This window comes from Mycobacterium sp., from assembly GCF_965230835.1.
GTDB lineage: Bacteria > Actinomycetota > Actinomycetes > Mycobacteriales > Mycobacteriaceae > Mycobacterium.
The window spans coordinates 1,994,654-2,012,742 of sequence record NZ_CBDDLW010000002.1 but is presented as its reverse complement, the minus strand read 5'-3'; the positions used below and the strand labels follow the sequence as shown (position 1 = coordinate 2,012,742).

The 18,089-nt window shown below is 62.5% G+C and carries 16 protein-coding genes; 5 read left to right on the top strand and 11 right to left on the bottom strand.

Annotated features, from left to right (window positions below; genetic code table 11):
- The first annotated feature begins 192 nt into the window (after window positions 1-192).
- The gene (locus ACO07W_RS09690) at window positions 193-1,380 is read left to right on the top strand and encodes an RNA-guided endonuclease InsQ/TnpB family protein (RefSeq protein WP_421841682.1); all 1,188 of its coding nucleotides are present in this window, start codon (window positions 193-195) and stop codon (window positions 1,378-1,380) included.
- A 58-nt stretch (window positions 1,381-1,438) separates the two neighbouring features.
- Window positions 1,439-1,795: a nitrite reductase small subunit NirD gene (nirD, locus tag ACO07W_RS09685; RefSeq protein ID WP_421842724.1), complete on the top strand. Its 357-nt coding sequence runs from the start codon at window positions 1,439-1,441 to the stop codon at window positions 1,793-1,795.
- Between the two features lies 1 nt (window position 1,796).
- Here the strand turns inward: nirD and ACO07W_RS09680 are convergent, their stop codons facing one another.
- The 6 genes from ACO07W_RS09680 to ACO07W_RS09655 form a co-directional block, all read right to left on the bottom strand.
- Complete coding sequence (locus ACO07W_RS09680) at window positions 1,797-2,612, bottom strand: sirohydrochlorin chelatase (RefSeq protein ID WP_421842722.1); 816 nt, start codon at window positions 2,610-2,612, stop codon at window positions 1,797-1,799.
- Window positions 2,609-3,754: a uroporphyrinogen-III synthase gene (locus ACO07W_RS09675; RefSeq protein WP_421842720.1), complete on the bottom strand. Its 1,146-nt coding sequence runs from the start codon at window positions 3,752-3,754 to the stop codon at window positions 2,609-2,611. The genes ACO07W_RS09680 and ACO07W_RS09675 overlap by 4 nt, the downstream gene beginning before the upstream one ends.
- Before the next feature lie 209 nt (window positions 3,755-3,963).
- The gene (locus ACO07W_RS09670; RefSeq protein WP_421842718.1) at window positions 3,964-4,509 is read right to left on the bottom strand and encodes a GNAT family N-acetyltransferase; all 546 of its coding nucleotides are present in this window, start codon (window positions 4,507-4,509) and stop codon (window positions 3,964-3,966) included.
- Window positions 4,510-4,532: 23 nt separating this feature from the next.
- Window positions 4,533-5,420 (bottom strand): 5-oxoprolinase/urea amidolyase family protein, encoded by an 888-nt coding sequence (locus ACO07W_RS09665; RefSeq protein WP_421842716.1) that lies wholly within the window; start codon window positions 5,418-5,420, stop codon window positions 4,533-4,535.
- 21 nt (window positions 5,421-5,441) lie between these two features.
- A complete protein-coding gene (locus tag ACO07W_RS09660) occupies window positions 5,442-6,074 on the bottom strand; it encodes a 5-oxoprolinase subunit B family protein (protein WP_421845904.1) in 633 nt (210 codons plus the stop codon).
- Window positions 6,075-6,195: 121 nt separating this feature from the next.
- Window positions 6,196-7,200, bottom strand: a complete 1,005-nt coding sequence (locus ACO07W_RS09655) for an ABC transporter substrate-binding protein (RefSeq protein WP_421842714.1) — start codon at window positions 7,198-7,200, stop codon at window positions 6,196-6,198.
- 285 nt (window positions 7,201-7,485) lie between these two features.
- Between ACO07W_RS09655 and ACO07W_RS09650 the strand changes: the two genes are divergently transcribed.
- Window positions 7,486-8,889 carry a NarK family nitrate/nitrite MFS transporter gene (locus ACO07W_RS09650; RefSeq protein ID WP_421842712.1) on the top strand — a complete coding sequence of 468 codons (1,404 nt, stop codon included), beginning with the start codon at window positions 7,486-7,488 and terminating at the stop codon, window positions 8,887-8,889.
- Here ACO07W_RS09650 and ACO07W_RS09645 read toward each other — a convergent pair whose 3' ends face one another.
- Window positions 8,890-10,137 (bottom strand): DNA polymerase domain-containing protein, encoded by a 1,248-nt coding sequence (locus tag ACO07W_RS09645; protein ID WP_421842710.1) that lies wholly within the window; start codon window positions 10,135-10,137, stop codon window positions 8,890-8,892.
- Between the two features lie 68 nt (window positions 10,138-10,205).
- Here ACO07W_RS09645 and fadD2 point away from each other — a divergent pair, with 68 nt between their 5' ends.
- Entirely contained in the window at window positions 10,206-11,897 is a 1,692-nt protein-coding gene (gene fadD2 / locus ACO07W_RS09640) for a long-chain-fatty-acid--CoA ligase FadD2 (RefSeq protein WP_421842708.1), read from the top strand.
- A gap of 31 nt (window positions 11,898-11,928) precedes the next feature.
- Here the strand turns inward: fadD2 and ACO07W_RS09635 are convergent, their stop codons facing one another.
- The 4 genes from ACO07W_RS09635 to ACO07W_RS09620 all read right to left on the bottom strand — a co-directional run bounded on the left by ACO07W_RS09635 (window position 11,929) and on the right by ACO07W_RS09620 (window position 17,027).
- Entirely contained in the window at window positions 11,929-12,669 is a 741-nt protein-coding gene (locus tag ACO07W_RS09635) for a TylF/MycF/NovP-related O-methyltransferase (protein ID WP_421842706.1), read from the bottom strand.
- A 225-nt stretch (window positions 12,670-12,894) separates the two neighbouring features.
- Window positions 12,895-15,102 (bottom strand): acyl-CoA dehydrogenase, encoded by a 2,208-nt coding sequence (locus ACO07W_RS09630; protein ID WP_421842704.1) that lies wholly within the window; start codon window positions 15,100-15,102, stop codon window positions 12,895-12,897.
- Window positions 15,103-15,167: 65 nt separating this feature from the next.
- A complete protein-coding gene (locus ACO07W_RS09625; protein WP_421842702.1) occupies window positions 15,168-16,136 on the bottom strand; it encodes a 2-hydroxyacid dehydrogenase in 969 nt (322 codons plus the stop codon).
- A gap of 135 nt (window positions 16,137-16,271) precedes the next feature.
- The gene (locus ACO07W_RS09620) at window positions 16,272-17,027 is read right to left on the bottom strand and encodes a TetR/AcrR family transcriptional regulator (RefSeq protein WP_421842700.1); all 756 of its coding nucleotides are present in this window, start codon (window positions 17,025-17,027) and stop codon (window positions 16,272-16,274) included.
- A gap of 88 nt (window positions 17,028-17,115) precedes the next feature.
- On the opposite strand from ACO07W_RS09620, the gene ACO07W_RS09615 reads away from it, so the two are divergent.
- Complete coding sequence (locus ACO07W_RS09615; RefSeq protein WP_421842698.1) at window positions 17,116-18,012, top strand: oxygenase MpaB family protein; 897 nt, start codon at window positions 17,116-17,118, stop codon at window positions 18,010-18,012.
- Window positions 18,013-18,089 lie beyond the last annotated feature (77 nt).

The window sequence follows — 18,089 nt, the reverse complement described above, 5'->3', positions numbered from 1 at the left end:
TTCCTTAAGCAGAAGTCCGCTATCGAGCGGCTTCAAGTTCCCGAACAGAGACACCAGCCGGTCTTAAGACCGTGCCCGCAGACGACCACTCAACACTCAGAAATCACCCGAGGGCGTTCCAGTCGGTGGCCTCGGCCGCCCACGAGCACACACAAACCCTAAATGTCGGTGCCCGGCACTATCGTGACTGGTATGAGTGCCGGGGCTGGTGAGGATGCGGGTAGCGGCAAAGCCCGCTACACCTACCGGCTGCGCATGTCGGGCGTCGCCGAAAAGGCTCTCCTGGTCGAGTGGGATCGCTGCCGCTGGGTGTGGAACCAGTGTGTCGCAGAATCGAAAAAAGCGCATCAGGCAGGCCAGACCTGCGGATACGCGGAACTCGACAAGCAACTAACTGGCTGGCGCCAACAGCAGGATTGGCTGGCCGCTGGATCGGCGGTACCGCATCAACAAACCGTGCGTGACTTCGCGAAATCGCGGGCAAAAGCGCTCAAGGACATCCGGAACCGGCTGCCGATGCGAGCCCGTGCTGGATTCCCCACATTCAAGAAGAAGCAACTCGCCGCGCCCACCCTCAACTACAACCGCAACGCCTTCCGGCTCGTAGACCGGGTGCTGTTTTTGGCGAAAGGTGTTGTGGTGCGGCCGGTGTGGTCGCGGGAGCTGCCTACTGCGCCGTCGAGTGTGCGCGTCTACCGCGACAGTCTGGGGCACTGGTATGCCTCGTTTGTGGTGAAAGCCCAAGCCGAGCCGCTACCAGTCACGGGCCGGGTAGTTGGTATCGACTGGGGTGTGAAGGCTATAGCTACCACCACCAGCGCTGAGCATGATTTGGCGCACCCGCAGCACGGTAAAACCGGATCCGACAAGCTGGCCCGCTATCAGCGGGCCATGGCGCGACGGCGCCCCGGAAAAGGGAAGCCAGGTAGTCGGCGCTACCGGGCGGCTAAAAGGTTGGCGGCCAAGGCGCACAAGAAGGTTGCGCGTCAACGCCAGCAGGACGCACGAATGTGGGCGAAAAACCTGGTCAATGATTTCGATGCGGTAGCAGTCGAGGACTTCAAGCCAAAGTTTTTGGCGAAGTCGACGATGGCGCGTAAGGCCGCCGATGCGGGTATCCGTATCGCGAAAACAGAACTTGTGAACATGGCGGGCAAGCATGGCCGTTGTGTTGTGATGGTGGACCCGAAGTACACCAGCACCGACTGCGGACAGTGCGGGGCAAGAGCCACGCACCGCCTGCCGCTGTCGCAACGCATCTACACCTGTGCCACGTGCGGCACAGTCGCGGACAGGGATCGAAACGCGGCGCAGGTGGTTTTAAACCGGGCAGGGCTGAACCCCGGCGGCGTAGACGGTGTAAGACCCGACGCGGCGTAGCTGCGCTAGGCAACCCGAGCTGCGGAATCCCCCGCATTTATGCGGGGGAGCAGTCAATGTGACGCTTCTGAACGACATCCAGGTATGGACGACCGCCTGTGACTACGATCATCTCATTCCGGGGCGCGGGGTGGGTGTGCTGCTCGATGACGGTACTCAGGCGGCATTGTTCCGGCTGGACGACGGGTCGGTGCACGCGGTCAGCAACGTCGATCCCTTCTCCGGTGCGGCAGTGCTGTCGCGGGGGATCGTTGGCGATCGAGGGGGTCGCGCCGCGGTCCAATCGCCGATACTCAAGCAGGCTTTCGCGCTTGACGACGGTTCCTGCCTCGATGACGCGCGCGTATCGGTGCCGGTCTACCCGGCGCGCGTTACCCCCGAGGGCCGAATTCAGATCGCGCGGGTGGTGGCTTAGTTCATTTCGCCCGTTCCTGCGCGGGCGGCAGCGGCCTGCGCCGCTCGGCGGATGTCCCTTGCCGGCAAGCCCTGCGGGCTGCGGAGTTCGGCAGCGGGTAGGGGCGGTGCCTGACAGATCCACGCGGCAGAGCCCGAAGGAATCGGTGAGCGATGAGCCGCGCCAACCTGGGGTGGGTGCTCAGCGGCTGGGTTACTAGATCGGCGCCGCAGGTGTGCAGACGCTCTTGAAACAAGCCGTCGGCGAGCAGATAAGAGGCCACGACGACCCGGCGTGCGGTATGGCGACGTGCGTCGGCGACCGCTTCGCCGACATCGGGATCGCCAGTGGCTGCGAACCCCAAGCGGACCCGTGATCCGGTCAGTGCTGATAACAGCACCGCCGTGGTGTGCAGGTCGGTGCGGGCGTTGTGATCTGACGTGCCTGCCGCAGCGAGAATAACCGAATCGCCGGGACGCCAACCGGATTCCACCAGCTGGTGCCCGACTATTCGGGCAACCTCAGCATCGGGTCCCAGAGCGGGAATAACGGTGACATTTGGATGTCCGCTGGCCGCTATGTGAGCGGGCAGATCAACGCGCACATGGTATCCGCGTGACAAGAATGCCGGCAGCACAATTACAGGCTCGTGGTCCCCGGAGACTGGGTGGCGTGCCGACAGGTTGGCAAGAACTTCGCTGGGTGCGGGCCCTAGGACATCAACGAATGCAACTTGCACTGCTTGGCCGACCAGTGCGCTCACGTGCTCGGCAAGATCCCCGACCATTGCGAGCCCGGATGGTCTACGGGTGCCGTGCGCTACCAAAACTAGGCTCATACGACACCGTGTTGAGTATCAACGGCGAGCCGGTAACCGCGTTTGACCACTGTCGCGACAATGTTTTTGTCGCCCAGAGTGGTTCGCAGTCGCAGCACGGCTGTGTCTACTGCGTGGGTATCGTCGCCATTGCCGGGCAGCACGCGGAGCAGTTCGTCGCGCGCGACGACATCGCCGGGATGCTGAGCCAATGCCCGCAGTATTGCCATTCCTGACCCTGATGGCGACTTGACCGAACCATCGACCAAGACACAGTTTCCACGGATGTCGATCAGATGGCCGGCCGCCTTGAGAGTGCGGGATCGAAGTGACGGCAATTTTTGAGTGATATGACGCGCTAGGGCGCCCAACCGCATTCGTTCGGGGGACGATGTTGGGACACCCTTCCGGACTAGTGGCTGGGCGGTCACTGGGCCGACGCACATCGCGTGCACGTCGGTGCGCAACGCTTCCAATAGTTGATCTTCGATAGCCAAGTCGCGGCTACGTTCCAGGACCGCTGCCGCCGCAGGCGCTGAGGTGAAGCTGACCGCATCGAACTGGCGTCGTGCGATCGCGCTGACCAGCTGGTCGAATTCCCCGCCCGCTGGTGCCGGTCGCCACCGATAAACTCGGATCGGCACCACGTCGGCGCCCGCGGAACGCAACCCGCCAAGAAATTCGGGGAAAGGGTCCCAGCTGTTGGCGGCGCCGTGCAGTTGGACGGCGATACGGCTTCCGGCTACCCCGGAAGCGAGCAGGTAGTCGAGCACTTCGTCGGAAGATTCGGATTTCGGTGACCACTCCTCGTGCAGGCCGGCGGCGCGCAGCGCGCCGGTCGCTTTCGGCCCACGGGACACGATTCGAGCCGTGGACAACGCGGCGGTCAGCTGGTTGGCAAGTCCCCAACCGTCGGCCGCTGCGACCCAGCCGCGAAAGCCGACACCGGTGTGCGCTACCAAGATGCCGGGTGGATCGGCGATCAACGCTTCTGTGTTGCTGTGTAGTTCATCGTCGTCGGGTAACGCGATCATGTTGATCGCGGCGGCGCTGCAGACCTCGGCGCCGTGGCGACGGAGCAGAGCGCACAACTCTTCGGCGCGGTTCGCCGACGTTACTGCAACCCGGTAGCCGGTCAGTGGCGCAGCGTCTGGCTGGCTCATAGGAAGTGTGTATGCCCTCGAGGTTTCCGCTGCGTTACCAGGCAATTGCTGACGGATTGCCCGCTGCTGGGGTTAGATCACACCAGCGTAGGTTTGGGCGCGACCTTGATCTCGACTTGGCGCGTGACCAACGGCGGCGCTGCAGGTTGCTGGTATCCGGCGAGGGCCGCGGTTGTCAAACTACGTCGTCGGTCGAGGTACCGCACCGACTACCAAACGTCTCCTTCGCGCCAATCGCACATCAGCTCCGCGGAAGTGTCCAGGCTGACGTCGACGGGCAGGATGAACACTGTGGCGTCGTCCTCGGGTGTGCGGACCGGCCCGGTGGGTGCCAGGACCGATGTTGGGCCCTGCCAGGGCAACCAACCACGCGACGCATAGAGGCGCCGAGCCCGTGCAGAGGCGCTGAGTGCGCCGAGCCGGTAGGCGCCGCGCATCACTTGCTCGACGGCGTCCAGTAGCGCGCTCACCAGTCCTTGGCCGCGCCAGTCTTCCCGTACCGCAACGCCTTCGAGGTAACCGCAACGCAGCGCGCTGCCGCGGTAAAAGAGCCGGCGCTGCACCACCGCGGCGTGCGCGATGATGGCGCCGTGGTACCAGATCAACGCGTGCATGCCACCCAGAGCATGTTCCCAGTCGCTCTGGGTGAAATCACCGGCGAACGCATCGGTGACCATCTGGCAGACCCGTTGGAGGGCGTCGCTGTCGAGATCGGCTGTGTGGACCAGGCGGGCGGTGTGTACCTGGGTATGCACACATCTTGTCTACCAGGTGGGGCTTACGTTCGGGCTCCGAGCGGAGATCGGGGTCGCGCCCAGTGCAGTCGGACGTACTGGCCGGGGCGTACCTGGGCAACCTTGTCGATGTCTTCATCGGTGACTACGCCGACGACGGGGTAGCCGCCAGTTATTGGATGGTCGGGACCGAGAATCACCGGTAACCCGTTGGGCGGCACTTGAACCGCGCCGCGGGTGGCGCCTTCGCTGGGCAGTTGCCGATCAGGCCAGCGGTGCTGCAGCGGGCGGCCCTCCAGTCGCATTCCCACCCGGTCGCTGCGGTTGGAGGCCATCCAGATGGTGTGCACCAAGGCGTCTGGATCGGTCAACCAATCGTCGCGCGGCCCCGGCAGGACCAGCAGGTCCACCATGTGCTCGGCGATAGCGGCCACCGGGGCTTGATCGAGTTCGGGGTAGTCATCGGTGCGTTCGCCGACCGGTAGCGTGTCGCCGGTGCGCAGTGGCGACGGACCTATCGCTGACATCACGTCATAGCTGCGCGATCCCAGCACTGGATCGACGCAAATGCCGCCGCGCACCGCTAGATATGTCCGCAGTCCCGCATGGGGGGTCCCTAGAGAGATCACCTGGCCGTCACGCACATGGTGAATGCTGTTCGTACCGAACATGATTCCATTTACCGTTGGATCGGTATCGGCGCCTGTGACCGCGATGTCGAGGTCTCCGCCGCGGACCCGGGCCGAGAACCCGCCGAACGTCACTTCGACAGTAGCTCGGTCGTCAGGGTTGGCAACAAGCCGGTTGGCCAGTGTGTGTGAGCGTCGGTCGGCGGCCCCCGAGCGGCCGACACCGAGGTGCGCTAGGCCGGTCCGGCCAAGGTCTTGGACAACGGCCAGTGGTCCGCTGCGCAGGACTTCCAAGGTTGTCACGGCTCCTCCTTCGGGTGGGTCCTAGGCGGCCCGGAACTGTACCCACATGCCTTGGGTGAGCAGTGCGGGATTTGGCCGGTCGATATCCCACAAGACCGCATCGGTGTGGCCGATAATTTGCCAACCGCCGGGCGATTCGCGTGGATATATTGCGCTGAATTCGCCGGCGAGTGCCACCGAACCCGCTGGCACCGAGGTTCGTGGTTCGGGCCGGCGGGGGACACGCAGTCGTGGGTCTCCGTCGATCAAGTACGCGAAACCGGGCGCAAACCCGCTAAATCCCACTCGCCACTTGGTGGCTAGATGGGCGTTGATCACCTGCGCGGTGGTCAGACCGGTACGGTCGGCGACCTCGGCGAGGTCGGGCCCGTCGTAGACGACGTCGATCACCACATCGGTTTGGTGATCCGTGAGAGCGGTCTCGTGTGCGGTGGGCCGCAACTTGCGCAGCCGCTGACGGGTGACTCCTTGGCGGCGGGGTCCGTCGAGCTTCACCAATACGGTACGAGAGGCTGGCACAACGTCGAGCACGCCGGGCAGCGCCGCGGCACGTACAGCCGCTGTCCATGCCAGGACGCTCGCGGTGCTGTCACATTGCAGCAGCAAGGCTTGGTCGCCGTAGTTGAGAACGGTACAGGCCAATATCGGGTCCATCGTGAGATCAGTCACGCTCATTCTTCGACGTTAGCGCTGGAATCGGACGCTCGGCTAGCAATTTCGAGCACTGCCAGAAGTGCCTTAGCAAACGCTCATTGGAATCAGCGCTGCGCTGTCGTTAGCCCAGGATCTGGCTGATCTGCGGGGGCAGTCGGTCGGCGACCACGGGATAGCTAAGCGGCGACGAGAAAGCGATCGCTCCCGCCTCAAGTTTGGACGTGAAGATGTTGCGGTTCTGTGCAGTCGCCTGCGACGCGGCGATCGCCGGGTCGGCCAACAGAGCCTTTTTGTCCTCCGGACTTTCGGTCAACCAGATCAGCACATCCGCTGAGTCCAGCACAGCTTTAATGTGATCGCGCGGAATGATGGCGCGTCGGTCGTCGCCAAAGGCCCTGATGCTGTCCGCGATGACGAGTCCCATATCGTTCAGGAAATCCGTCCGCCAGCCGGCCATTGTGGCGGTGACGTTGCCCTGCCACAGCCTGCCCTGCAGCAGGAGCGCTTTCTTGCCCTGCCATTGCGGGTTCCTCCGGGCGACCGCGGCGAACCTCTCATCGACAGCGTCGATCAGCGACTTCATCCGCTCGGCTTGGAATACTGCCTGGCCAATCGTGGTGGCCTGAGTCTTCCATGGCTCGAAGAACGCGTCGCCGTTCGACTGCGGGACGGTGGGGGCGATCGCCGACAACTTCCGATATGTATCGAGGTCGACGCCGGCATTGATTGCCACGATGAGGTCAGGTTTTAGTTCGGCGATCTGGTCGATCGGAATGCCATTGTCGAGGTCTAACACCACCGGCCGCGCCGTGCCGAGTTGGGGCTGGGCCCACGGCCACACCGCAAACGGCTGGTCGCCGAACCATTTGGTTACCGCGATGGGTATTACGCCCACTGCAAGCAAGTCGTCTTGCTCTGTGTAACCGGCACTGACCACCCGCTTGGGCGGCTCCTTGATAACGGTCTGGCCGAACAGGTGGGTGATGGTCACCGACCCGTCGCTGTCTGCGTCTGGCTCCGGCCTGGGTGTCGCGCACCCGGCCAGGGACCCCGCGGCCCCCACCGACAGCAGCCCGGCAGCCCCGGCGACCTGCAAGAATCCCCGTCGGCTCCATCCGCGTTGCACAGCGTGAGGGTAGCGCGTGGTCGACTAGTGCACCCAGTGCCGGGCGAGACCGTGGCTGGTCCTGCGACATGCCGGCACTCGCCGGAGGGAACGGCATGTCCGCTGGTCCAGCTGCTAGTGCCTGGCGCCCGGCTGCCGAGGCCTCGTTCTCACAACCGCGGACAGCTCCAAGCGATCTAAGCGTATCGCCACCGTAACGGCACGCATCCGGGCTGGTAACAGGGCGTCCATACATTACGCGATATCGGCCAGCTATTTGCAAGCCCGGAGACAGGAGATTCACAGATGGCGCTCACCGTCGCCCCGGAGACCGACCGGGCAATCGAATACACACCGCCGCGCGGGCGCCATCGTGGACGGCATTGGATCGACGACTGGCGCCCGGAAGACCCTGAGTTCTGGGAGACAACAGGAAAACCGATCGCGCGCCGGAACCTGCTTTTCTCCATCTTCGCCGAGCACGTCGGCTTCACCGTCTGGATGTTGTGGAGCATTGTGGTTGTCCAGATGACCGCTAGCACGCCTGGTGTCCCCGCGGCGTCCGGCTGGGCGCTGACTCCTAGTCAGGCTTTGTGCTTGGTCGCCGTCCCCAGCGGTGTCGGGGCATTCCTGCGGCTGCCGTACACCTTCGCGGTCCCAATCTTCGGCGGCCGCAACTGGACAACCATCTCGGCCGCTTTGCTGCTCATCCCGTGCCTTTTGCTGGCCTGGGCGGTGAGCCATCCGGGGCTGCCGTTTGCGTTGTTGGTAGCGATCGCGGCAACCGCTGGTTTCGGTGGTGGCAACTTTGCGTCGTCCATGGCCAACATCTCGTTTTTCTTTCCGGAGAAGGACAAGGGCTGGGCGCTGGGGCTGAATGCGGCAGGAGGCAATATCGGTGTAGCGGTCGTGCAGAAGGTCATTCCGCCGATCGTGGTCGCCGGTGGCGGGGTAGCTCTGTCGCGCGCCGGATTGTTCTTCGTGCCGATGGCTGTGGCGGCTGCAGTGTGTGCATTTCTGTTCATGAATAACCTGGCGGAGGCCAAGGCCGATGTGAGGCCCGTGTGGCAGTCGATGCGGCACCCAGACACGTGGATCATGTCGTTGCTGTACGTTGGTACCTTCGGGTCGTTCATTGGGTATTCGGCGGCCTTCCCGACGCTTCTGAAGACCGTGTTCGGCCGGGGCGACATCGCACTGGGCTGGGCTTTTATTGGCGCGGCGATCGGTTCGGTCATCCGTCCTATGGGCGGCAAGCTGGCTGACCGGATCGGCGGGGCACGGATCACCGTTGTAAGTTTCGCCATGCTCGCAGCAGGGGCTGCCGCGGCGCTGTGGTCGGTGAAAGCGGTCAATCTGCCGATGTTCTTCGTTAGCTTCATGTTCTTGTTCGTCGCTACCGGTATCGGCAACGGGTCGAGCTACCGCATGATTTCCAGGATCTTCCGGATTAAGGCCGAAGTTGCCGGCGGTGACCCTGAAACGATGGTCTATATGCGTCGCCAGGCTGCCGGTGCGCTGGGCATCATCTCGGCGTTCGGGGCTTTTGGCGGGTTTGTGGTGCCGTTGGCCTACGCTTGGTCCAAAGCGCAGTTTGGCAGCATCGAGCCGGCGTTGCGCTTCTACGTGGTGTTCTTCATCGTCTTGTCGGTGGTGACTTGGTACTTCTACCTGCGCAAGAGCACCCACATGGCGCAGGTTGGGGTGTAGTCACCGGCTTTCGGGTTTGATCCAAGGGCTGTAGTCGGCGATCAGTTCCTCCTGGGGCGGGCGCTGATCGACCGGCACATGCCGCAGGTTGATCCGGATCCGGTACCAAATCGAACTCGGCCCGCGCATGCTGTCGACGAGGACGTCGGCTGGCCGCAAGCAGTCGGCCGCCGCCGGATACCGACCGCGCCAGGTGTCGAGGGCGGCCATTGCCTCAGCCCGGGTTTTGGCGCGGGCAATCTCGATCAGTGGCATCGTTGACTGGCGCCGGTTGCGCGTTTCGCCGGCCCTGGCGCGACTTGTTGGAGCGGGTTGCGGTGGGCCTAGTTCTTCAGCCAACATCAGGAGCTGGTCAAGCCGGCCCACGGCGGCATCCATTGCTGCCCAGGGATCACCCATCTCAGCGAACCGCGCGGGCACGGTTGCCATAGTGAACGCCGCAGGGTCGCAGTCGTCGACCTCGTACCAGTACAGGGGAGTCGACACGCGGGCATCTGGGCCGGCTCGAACCGAGTAGGCAGAGGCTACCGTGCGGTCTTTAGCGTTCTGATTGAAGTCGACGAATACGCCCTCGCGTTCTTCCTTCCACCAGCGGCTGGTTGCCGCTTCGGGTATGCGCCGTTCGACTTCACGAGCAACCGTCTGAGCAGCCATGCGTACCTGGTTGAACGGCCAATGCGGGGCAATACGGGCGTAGACGTGGAAGCCGCGAGATCCCGACGTCTTTGGCCACGCGACCAGGCCGTGATCTTCGAGCACCTCGCGAGTCACCAACGCGACATCAACGATCTGCTGCCACGCAACCCCAGGCATCGGATCCAGGTCGACTCGCAGTTCGTCGGGGTGATCGATGTCTGTGCGTCGCACCGGATGCGGATTGAGGTCGACACAGCCCAGGTTGATTGCCCAGGCCAATCCGGCTGCGTCGTGAATGACGGCCTCTGCCGCGGACCTGCCTGACGCATAGCGCAGCTCGACAACGTCGACCCAGTCCGGTCTGTTCGCAGGAGCGCGCTTCTGGAACACGGCCTCTGCTGCGATGCCTTTGACAAAACGCTTGAGAATCATTGGCCGGTCGGCAACGCCGCGGAGCGCTCCGCCGGCTACCGACAGGTAATAGTTGATCAGGTCCAGCTTGGTGCGGGGGTTCAAACCGGGGCGTTCGTGGTCTGCGGGGAATACCACTTTGTCTGGGTGGGTGATGGTGACGTGGTGTCCAGCGATCTGCAGCGACACCGGATCGGTCATGGGGGTTCATAGTAGTTCTGCGGATATTTTCTGGCCGCGTTGCGACCTGTGTCACATATTGTGAGGTAATGCCAAACCTCAGCGATCTGGCCGGGCAGACCCCAGCAAAAATCGGCGCCAAAATCCAGGAGTACGTCGAACGCGGGTCCGCCGAGTTCTATTACCTGCGTAAAATCTTCGAATCTGGAGCAATCGGATTGGAGCCGCCGCTGAACTACGCGGCGATGGCAGTGGATATTCGCAAATGGGGCGAGATCGGCATGTTGCCCGCGCACAATGCCAGACGCGCCCCCAACCGCACCGCGGTGATCGACGAAGAGGGCGAGCTCACCTACAAAGAGCTGGACGAAGCCGCTCACGCATTAGCAAATGGGTTGATTGCGAAAGGGGTCCGCGGCGGCGATGGCGTCGCGATCCTGGCGCGTAACCACCGCTGGTTTGTTATCGCCAACTACGGCGCCGCCCGCGTCGGCGCCCGCCTGATCTTGCTCAATAGCGAGTTTTCTGGCCCGCAAATCAAAGAGGTGTCGGAGCGCGAAGGCGCCAAAGTGATCATCTATGACGACGAATACACCAAGGCGGTCAGCAAGGCCAAGCCGCCACTGGGCAAGCTGCGGGCGCTCGGCGTGAATCCTGATGCAGACGAGCCGTCGGGAAGCATTGATGAAACGCTTGCGGAACTGATCGCGCGTAGTAGCAGGGCGCCAGCCCCAAAGGCGGGCAAACGTGCGTCAATCATTATTTTGACCAGCGGCACCACTGGGACGCCAAAGGGGGCCAACCGCACGACCCCGCCGACGCTGGCTCCGGTCGGCGGCATTCTGTCCCATGTTCCGTTCAAGGCCGGTGAAGTGATGTCGTTGCCGTCGCCGATGTTCCATGCGTTGGGCTATGCCGCGGCGACGTTAGCCATGTTCTTGGGTTCGACAATGGTGCTGCGGCGCCGGTTCAAGCCGCTGTCAGTATTAGATGATATCGAGAAACACCAGGTGAATTCGATGGTGGTGGTGCCGGTCATGTTGTCGCGGGTACTGGATGCGCTGGAGAACATGACCACGAGGCCCGATCTTTCCAGCTTGAGGATCGTGTTCATATCCGGATCTCAGTTGGGCGCCGAGCTGGCCAATCGCGCGCTCAAGGACCTGGGTCCGGTCCCCTATAACATGTACGGCTCGACCGAAGTCGCGTTCGCTACCATCGCCGGGCCGAGGGACCTTGAGTTCAACCCGAGCACAGTGGGGCCTGTGGTCAAGGGGGTGAAGGTCAAGATCCTGGATGACAACGGCGAGGAGGTGCCGCCGGGTGATGTGGGCCGGATCTTCGTCGGAAACGCTTTCCCGTTTGAGGGCTACACCGGAGGCGGTGGCAAGCAGATCATCGATGGGATGTTGTCTTCAGGTGACGTTGGCTACTTCGATGAGCACGGCCTTCTTTATGTCAGCGGCCGCGACGACGAGATGATCGTCTCGGGCGGTGAGAATGTCTTCCCAGCCGAGGTCGAGGACCTGATCAGCGGGCACCCTGATGTTGTAGAGGCCACGGCGATCGGTGTCGACGACAGGGATTTCGGCGCTAGGCTACGAGCGTTCGTGGTCAAGAAGCAGGGCTCCGGCGTCGACGAAGACTCCATCAAGACATACGTGCGCGAGCACCTAGCTCGCTACAAAGTGCCGCGCGAAGTGATCTTTCTCGAAGAGTTGCCGCGCAACCCGACCGGTAAAATCCTCAAGCGGGAGTTGCGGAATATCGAGGTGGAATAGCAACTCTACGAATTAGATGCTGGTCGTCTCGCTACGTTATCTGGACAACTGCCTGTTCAAAATATTGATTGTAGGCGAGGTAGGTCACACCTTTTCCGGTTCGGTCTAAGAATTCCTGAAAAGCTTTGAATTCGTGTTCTTCTGCGGCGGGGTAGTTGTATAGTTCGTCAAATACGATGACCGTGCCGGTCGTAATGTTATCGCCTAGCTGGTCAAATATTTCCTTGGTGGATGAATAGATATCACAATCGATATGCAGGAAGGCGATTGGTCCGGCCTTGAGAATGTGTTCTTTAAATTTTGGCAACGTTTCATGGAACAAGCCTTTTATGAGCTTCACATTGTGAAGCACTGGGGGCATCCAGTCGTCGACTTTTATCCCGAAGCTACCGCGGGGAACGTTGATATCCGGGCGAATCCATCGCTCCGGAAGGCCGTCGAAAGAATCGAAACCCCATATGCGTTGCTCTGGATTGAGTGCGGCAATGAAATTGATAGTTCTTCCTGTGCACACGCCCATTTCCAGGAACGCGCCGGCAATCGCAACGTGGTCGGAGCCATATTTGAGCACTGCCGCGTCTGTGTCGAGGGCTTTCGCGTTGCCAAAGTGCTTCGTCACCATCGCGCGCGCCTCTGGTAAATCGCGATAGTCTTTGTCTTTGGGGAAAAAATTAAGGACCTGCCGTCCCTTTTTCCAGTCGTCGCTAATATTGGGTAGATCGATCAAGTTGTGCCAGTTGAATCCGGTGCTCTCGGTGGGGTGCAATGTCATGGTCGATTCCCCTCGGTCACAAATCCAACATCGTCAAAAGGAATGATGCCGCGAATACGTCTATCTGCGACCTTACGGCTCTCGCCTGGGAAGCGTCTGGCAATAAACTGCCGTCGATCGGAACCCTCAGGATCGCCAGTTTGTCCACGTCGAGGGGCGTCGGTGCGGCCAAACCGCCAGGGCCGCGGGCACCAATGCCGATCGGCGCGATCCACGGTTGTGGTGCTAGGGGTCGCGCGGCAAGCCGAGCAGTCGTTCGGCAATGATGTTCAGCTGCACCTCAGAGGTACCGCCGTAGATCGTGGTGGCCCGGCTGGCCAGCAGGTACTCGGCCCACTTGCCGGGCAGCCGATCGGTGCTACCGATCGCGGCATCAGTGCCAAACGAGGCGACCGCGAATTCGGCGTAGCCCTGGCCGGTGCGCATCGATAGCAGCTTGGATATCGCTGCTGACGGCATGGCGTCACCACCGGCCAGGGTCAACAGCGTGGAACGCAAGTTGAGCAGCTTTGCGGCGTGCCCTTCAGCGATCAATTGGCCAGCCCGATGTTGTGCGACCTGATCGAATTGCCCGTCGCGAACGAACTCGACGAATTGATCCAGGCTCGCCAGGAAATTCGTGTCGCTACTGCCGAGCGACACCCGCTCGGCAGTCAGAGTGTTGCGGCTGACCTCCCAGCCGCGGTTCACCTCGCCTAGGACAAGCTCGTCGGGCACGAACACGTCGTCGATGTAGACCGTATTGAACATCGCGCTGCCGGTGAGCTCGCGCAGCGGCTTGACCTCGACGCCAGCGCTCTTCATGTCGAGGAGGAAGTAGGTGATGCCGTTATGTTTTGGGGCTTTTGGATCGGTTCGCGCCAATAGTGCACCCCAATGGGAGTATTGCGCGGCTGTGGTCCAAATCTTCTGGCCTGTGATGCGCCAGCCGCCGTCGACTCGGACCGCCTTCGTGGTTAGCCCAGCCAGATCTGACCCGGCGCCCGGCTCGGAAAACAGCTGGCACCAGATTGTTTCCCCGCGGAACGTCGCCGGTAGGAACCGTTGTTTCTGTTCCTCTGTTCCGAAGGCGACGATCGACGGGATGATCCACGCTGCGATGCCGACCTGCGGCCGCTTGACCCGCCCGGAGGCGAACTCCTGAGCGATGATCACCTGTTCGGCGGGGCCGGCCGCGCGCCCCCACGGTTTTGGCAGATACGGCAGCACCCAACCGGCTTCGGCGATCGCCACGTTGCGTGGGTCGCGTGCCATTTCTTTCAGGGCGGTCACTTCGGCCCGGATGTTGGCCCGCAGTTGTTCAGTGTCGGAGTCCAAGTCAATGTCTACCGTCCGCATGCCGCTGCTCGTCGCGGTGTCCACCACTCGCTGCGGGTATTCCGAGCCGCGGCCGAAACACGCAGCCAGCATTAGGGCGCGTCGGTAATACACGTTCGTATCGTGCTCCCAGGTAAACCCGATGCCGCCGTGCACCTGAATACAGTCCTGCGTACACCGCTGGGCGGCGGTGGGTGCCAGCGTTGCTGCTACCGCGGTGGCGAACTCCACCGCAGTTGCCTCGGACGCAGTGGCACTCCCACCGCTTTGGCGCGCCTCGTCAATTGCACGTGCGGCGTCCCAGACGGCAGCTGTGGCTCGCTCGGTGTGGGCCACCATTTCCGCGCACTTGTGCTTTATCGCCTGAAATTGCCCGATCGGCCTGCCGAACTGTTCTCGGATCTTCGCGTATTCCGACGCGGTGTCGGTTGCCCAGCGCGCCACCCCCACGGCCTCAGCGGATAGCAGCGTGGCAATCAACGCGTGGGCCGCGGTCCTACTCAGATTGCTTAGTACGGCTTCGTCGCCGACGTTGACAGCATTGGCTCGAACATGCGCGATAGGCCGGAGCGGATCCAGGCTCTTGACCGGTTCGATCTCAAGTTGCTCAACATGCAGTACGACCCACTCCTCGCTACTGTCGATCGCTACGGGGAGCACCAGAACCGACGCCTGGGCCGCTGCCGGAACCGCCCGCACTTCGCCCCGGATCACCAGCGTGTCGCCCTGCCGGGTGGCGGTGAGCCCAGAGTCCAGCGCATAGGCGGCAATAGTCGCGCCGGTTGCCAACGTGGCGAGCATCTTTGCATCGGGGTCGTGCGCCGAGATCAGTGCGCTGGCGATCGCCGAAGGCACGAATGGCCCGGGCACTGCCCCGTAGCCGAACTCAGCCAGTACCACGGCGAGCTCAAGGATGCCGAAACCTTGTCCGCCGACAGATTCGGCCAGGTGCACACTCGTCAGGCCTTGTTCGACTGCTCCGCGCCAGTACGGGGGCGGGTTTTCTATCGGGGTTTCCATGGCTGCATGGAGAACCTCGGACGGCACTGCCCGCGCTACCAGGGACCGCACCGATTCGGCCAGGGCTTGATGCTCACTAGTGATCGCGATCGGCATTACTTGCCTTCCCTTGCTATCTGGGGCTGTTAGTGCAGGCCGCCCATGTCAAGCGCTAAACCAACCTAACAACCGGTCGGTTGGTTGACCAGGTTGGTCAGCGGCTGCCCGTCGCGCAATCGACGGCAGTTGGCAACGGCCTCGGTCAGATAGCGCCGCATAGTGTCGGCCGTATACCAGCTGACGTGGGGGGTCAGCACCACATTGTCCAGGCCGAGTAGCGGGTTGTCGGGAGTCACCGGCTCGACCGCGAAAACATCTAAACCCGCGGCCGCTATTCGGCCGCTAGCCAGCGCATCCACAAGCGCGGTTTCGTCGATGACGGCACCGCGCGAGGTATTGACCAGCACTGCGCTCGGTTTTATGTGGGCCAAGGTGTCTCGGTCGAGCAGATGGTGGGTGTCCGGGGTCAACGGTATGTGCAGCGAGATGATGTCGCTGGTGGCCAGCAGGTCGGGCAGCTGCCTCCAGCCGGGCCGCCCATCGTCGCCGGTGCTGGTGTATAGCACCGTGGCTCCCATCGCGGCGACGATGCCGCCGACTCGTTTGGCGATGTTGCCGTTGCCGACCAGGCCGACAGTGCAACCGGCGATATCGCGGACTGTCTCGCCTAGTTCCGAGTCGGCGGGCCAGCCGCGCCCCTGCCGGATGGCGCGGTCGAGTGCTGGTAGCCGCCGCAGCGCCGCCAGCATCAGGCTGACCGTGCCTTCGGCTACCGATGGCGCGTTGGCGCCGGGCATATTGGCGACTGCTATGCCGCGTTCTGTCGCCGTCTCGATGTCGATAGTGTTCACGCCCGCGCCAAGTTTGTGTACCAGCCGCAGTCGCGGTCCGCGCTGCAGGTCAGCGCGCGAGAGCGGGCGAAGAACGTGCCAAATGACCTCCGCTTCGGCCAACTCACGATAGAACTCGGCCTGCGATTCTGCGGAGTCATCATCGGAGCACCAGCGGATGTCGAGCCAATCAGTCTCGGCGGCAAGGAAATCAAGTACTTTCCTGCCGGGAGTGAAGTGGGCGAGGACTCTCAGTGCCACTGCTTGGCTACTCTCGTCGTGGGCCGTTTCGCGTTCCTTTTCGTGTTGATAGCCGCTTCGATATACCAGTCGCTGGCGACCAACTCGATGATTCCGACCGCCGGCCGGGTCTGTTCCGATGGCGTCATTCTCGGCTCAACGGTCTGAGGCGGGCAGGTGGCCATCAACGAACCGCTGCTTGAATTGCCCAGCAGTGCCGCTGCTTGCACTGGTAGGCGCGTTGTGGCACTGGTAGAGGTTTGGATCAGCAATCTCGTCGATGAGCACTGTGAGCTGGTCTACGAGCTGATCTGGGGTGAGCCGCACATCGCCGGCGAGCCATGCGCTGATGGTTTGGCCAACGCCACCGACTGCGAAGTGTGCCGCCGCTTTGACGCGATCGTCTGGTGGCTCCCGCAGAAAGTTGGCCGCATGCTGGCTGGACAGCATCGCGAATACACCATTGGACTCAGCGCGTTTGCGTACGATCACGGAGTTGGCCAGCTGCGTATTGAACAGCAGACGCCCGATGCGGGCATCACCGGCGATGGTCCGGACGATGTTGGCGATCCCGGCGCGGTTCTGTTCACGTGCCGGCGCGGCGGCCACTGCGGCCTGGCTGGTAGCAGCGATATCGGCCACCACCGCATCGAAGACGCCACCGACGAATTCGTCCTTGTCGGTGAAGCTTTCGTAGAAGTAGCGGGAAGTGAGGCCCGCCCGCTGACAAACGCTGCGCACGGTTAGCTCGGGTATTTCCGGTTGATCAGACCCGAGCAGGTCCAAACCGGCTTCTAGCAGGCGCCGACGTCGCACGGCTCGACGTTCAACGGCCTCGACGCCACGGTAGGGCCGAGCAAGTGCGTTCGGGGCTGACTCGGATCCCGGAGAAGTGCGAGGCCTTGACGGCATAGACACATCTTGACAGTCGAGCCGAGAAAGCGGCAATGTCAGGAAACGGGCGTTTTCACAATGGCGGACAGGTGCGGTGGGTCGAGCGATGGCTATTCGACAATCGGGTCATCAGCGGCTTCCCCATGTTGAGCGCCCAATCGCGGACACTCCCTGGGGGCATCGGCCGCTGGCGGGTAATGACGACAGCCTGATCGGCGCGGCGCTACTGGCTGGCCCGGCGAATGTCATCATGCAGTTGGCGCGACCTGGTGTGGGTTACGGGGTCCTCGAAAGCCGGGTCGAAAGCGGCCGAATTGATCGTCATCCGATCAAGCGAGCGCGCACCACATTCACCTATCTGGCGGTCGCCAGCGCGGGCACCGACGAGCAGAAAGCAGCCTTCCGGCGTGCGGTGAACCGTGCGCATGCCCAGGTGTATTCCACAGCCCACAGCCCGGTGCGCTACAACGCGTTCGACCCTGCGCTGCAGCTTTGGGTAGCGGCGTGTCTGTATAAGGGAAGTGTCGATGTCCGACGCATCCTGGTCGGTGAGATGGGCGAGAAGGAAGCCGACCGCCATTACCGCGAAGGCATGACGCTGGCCACCACATTGCAAGTGCCGCCGGAAATGTGGCCGGCCGACCGGGCGGCGTTCGACCGGTATTGGCAGGAGTCACTCCGCGACGTTCATATTGGCGATCCGGTCCGCGATTTCTTGTATCCGATCGCCGTGGCCAGAATCCGGGGGCTTTCCGTGCCGCGCCCGCTGCGGCAGCTCTCCGAGAACGCGGCATTGTTGATAACCACTGGGTTCCTGCCGCAGCGGTTTCGCGACGAGATGCGGTTGTCGTGGGACGCTGCCAGGCAACGGCGCTTCGACCGAGTGATGGCCGTATTGCGCGAGGTGAATCGCCGGATGCCGAGGATTGTTAGGGAGTTCCCGTTCAATCTGATGCTCTGGGACCTGGATCGGCGGATCAGGACTGGTCGGCCCCTGGTCTGAGCTGGGTTCGCGATTGCTCCCAGAGCCCCGTGTCGCAGTATTGAAAATGATTATCAAAATCAGTAATCTCCGAAGTC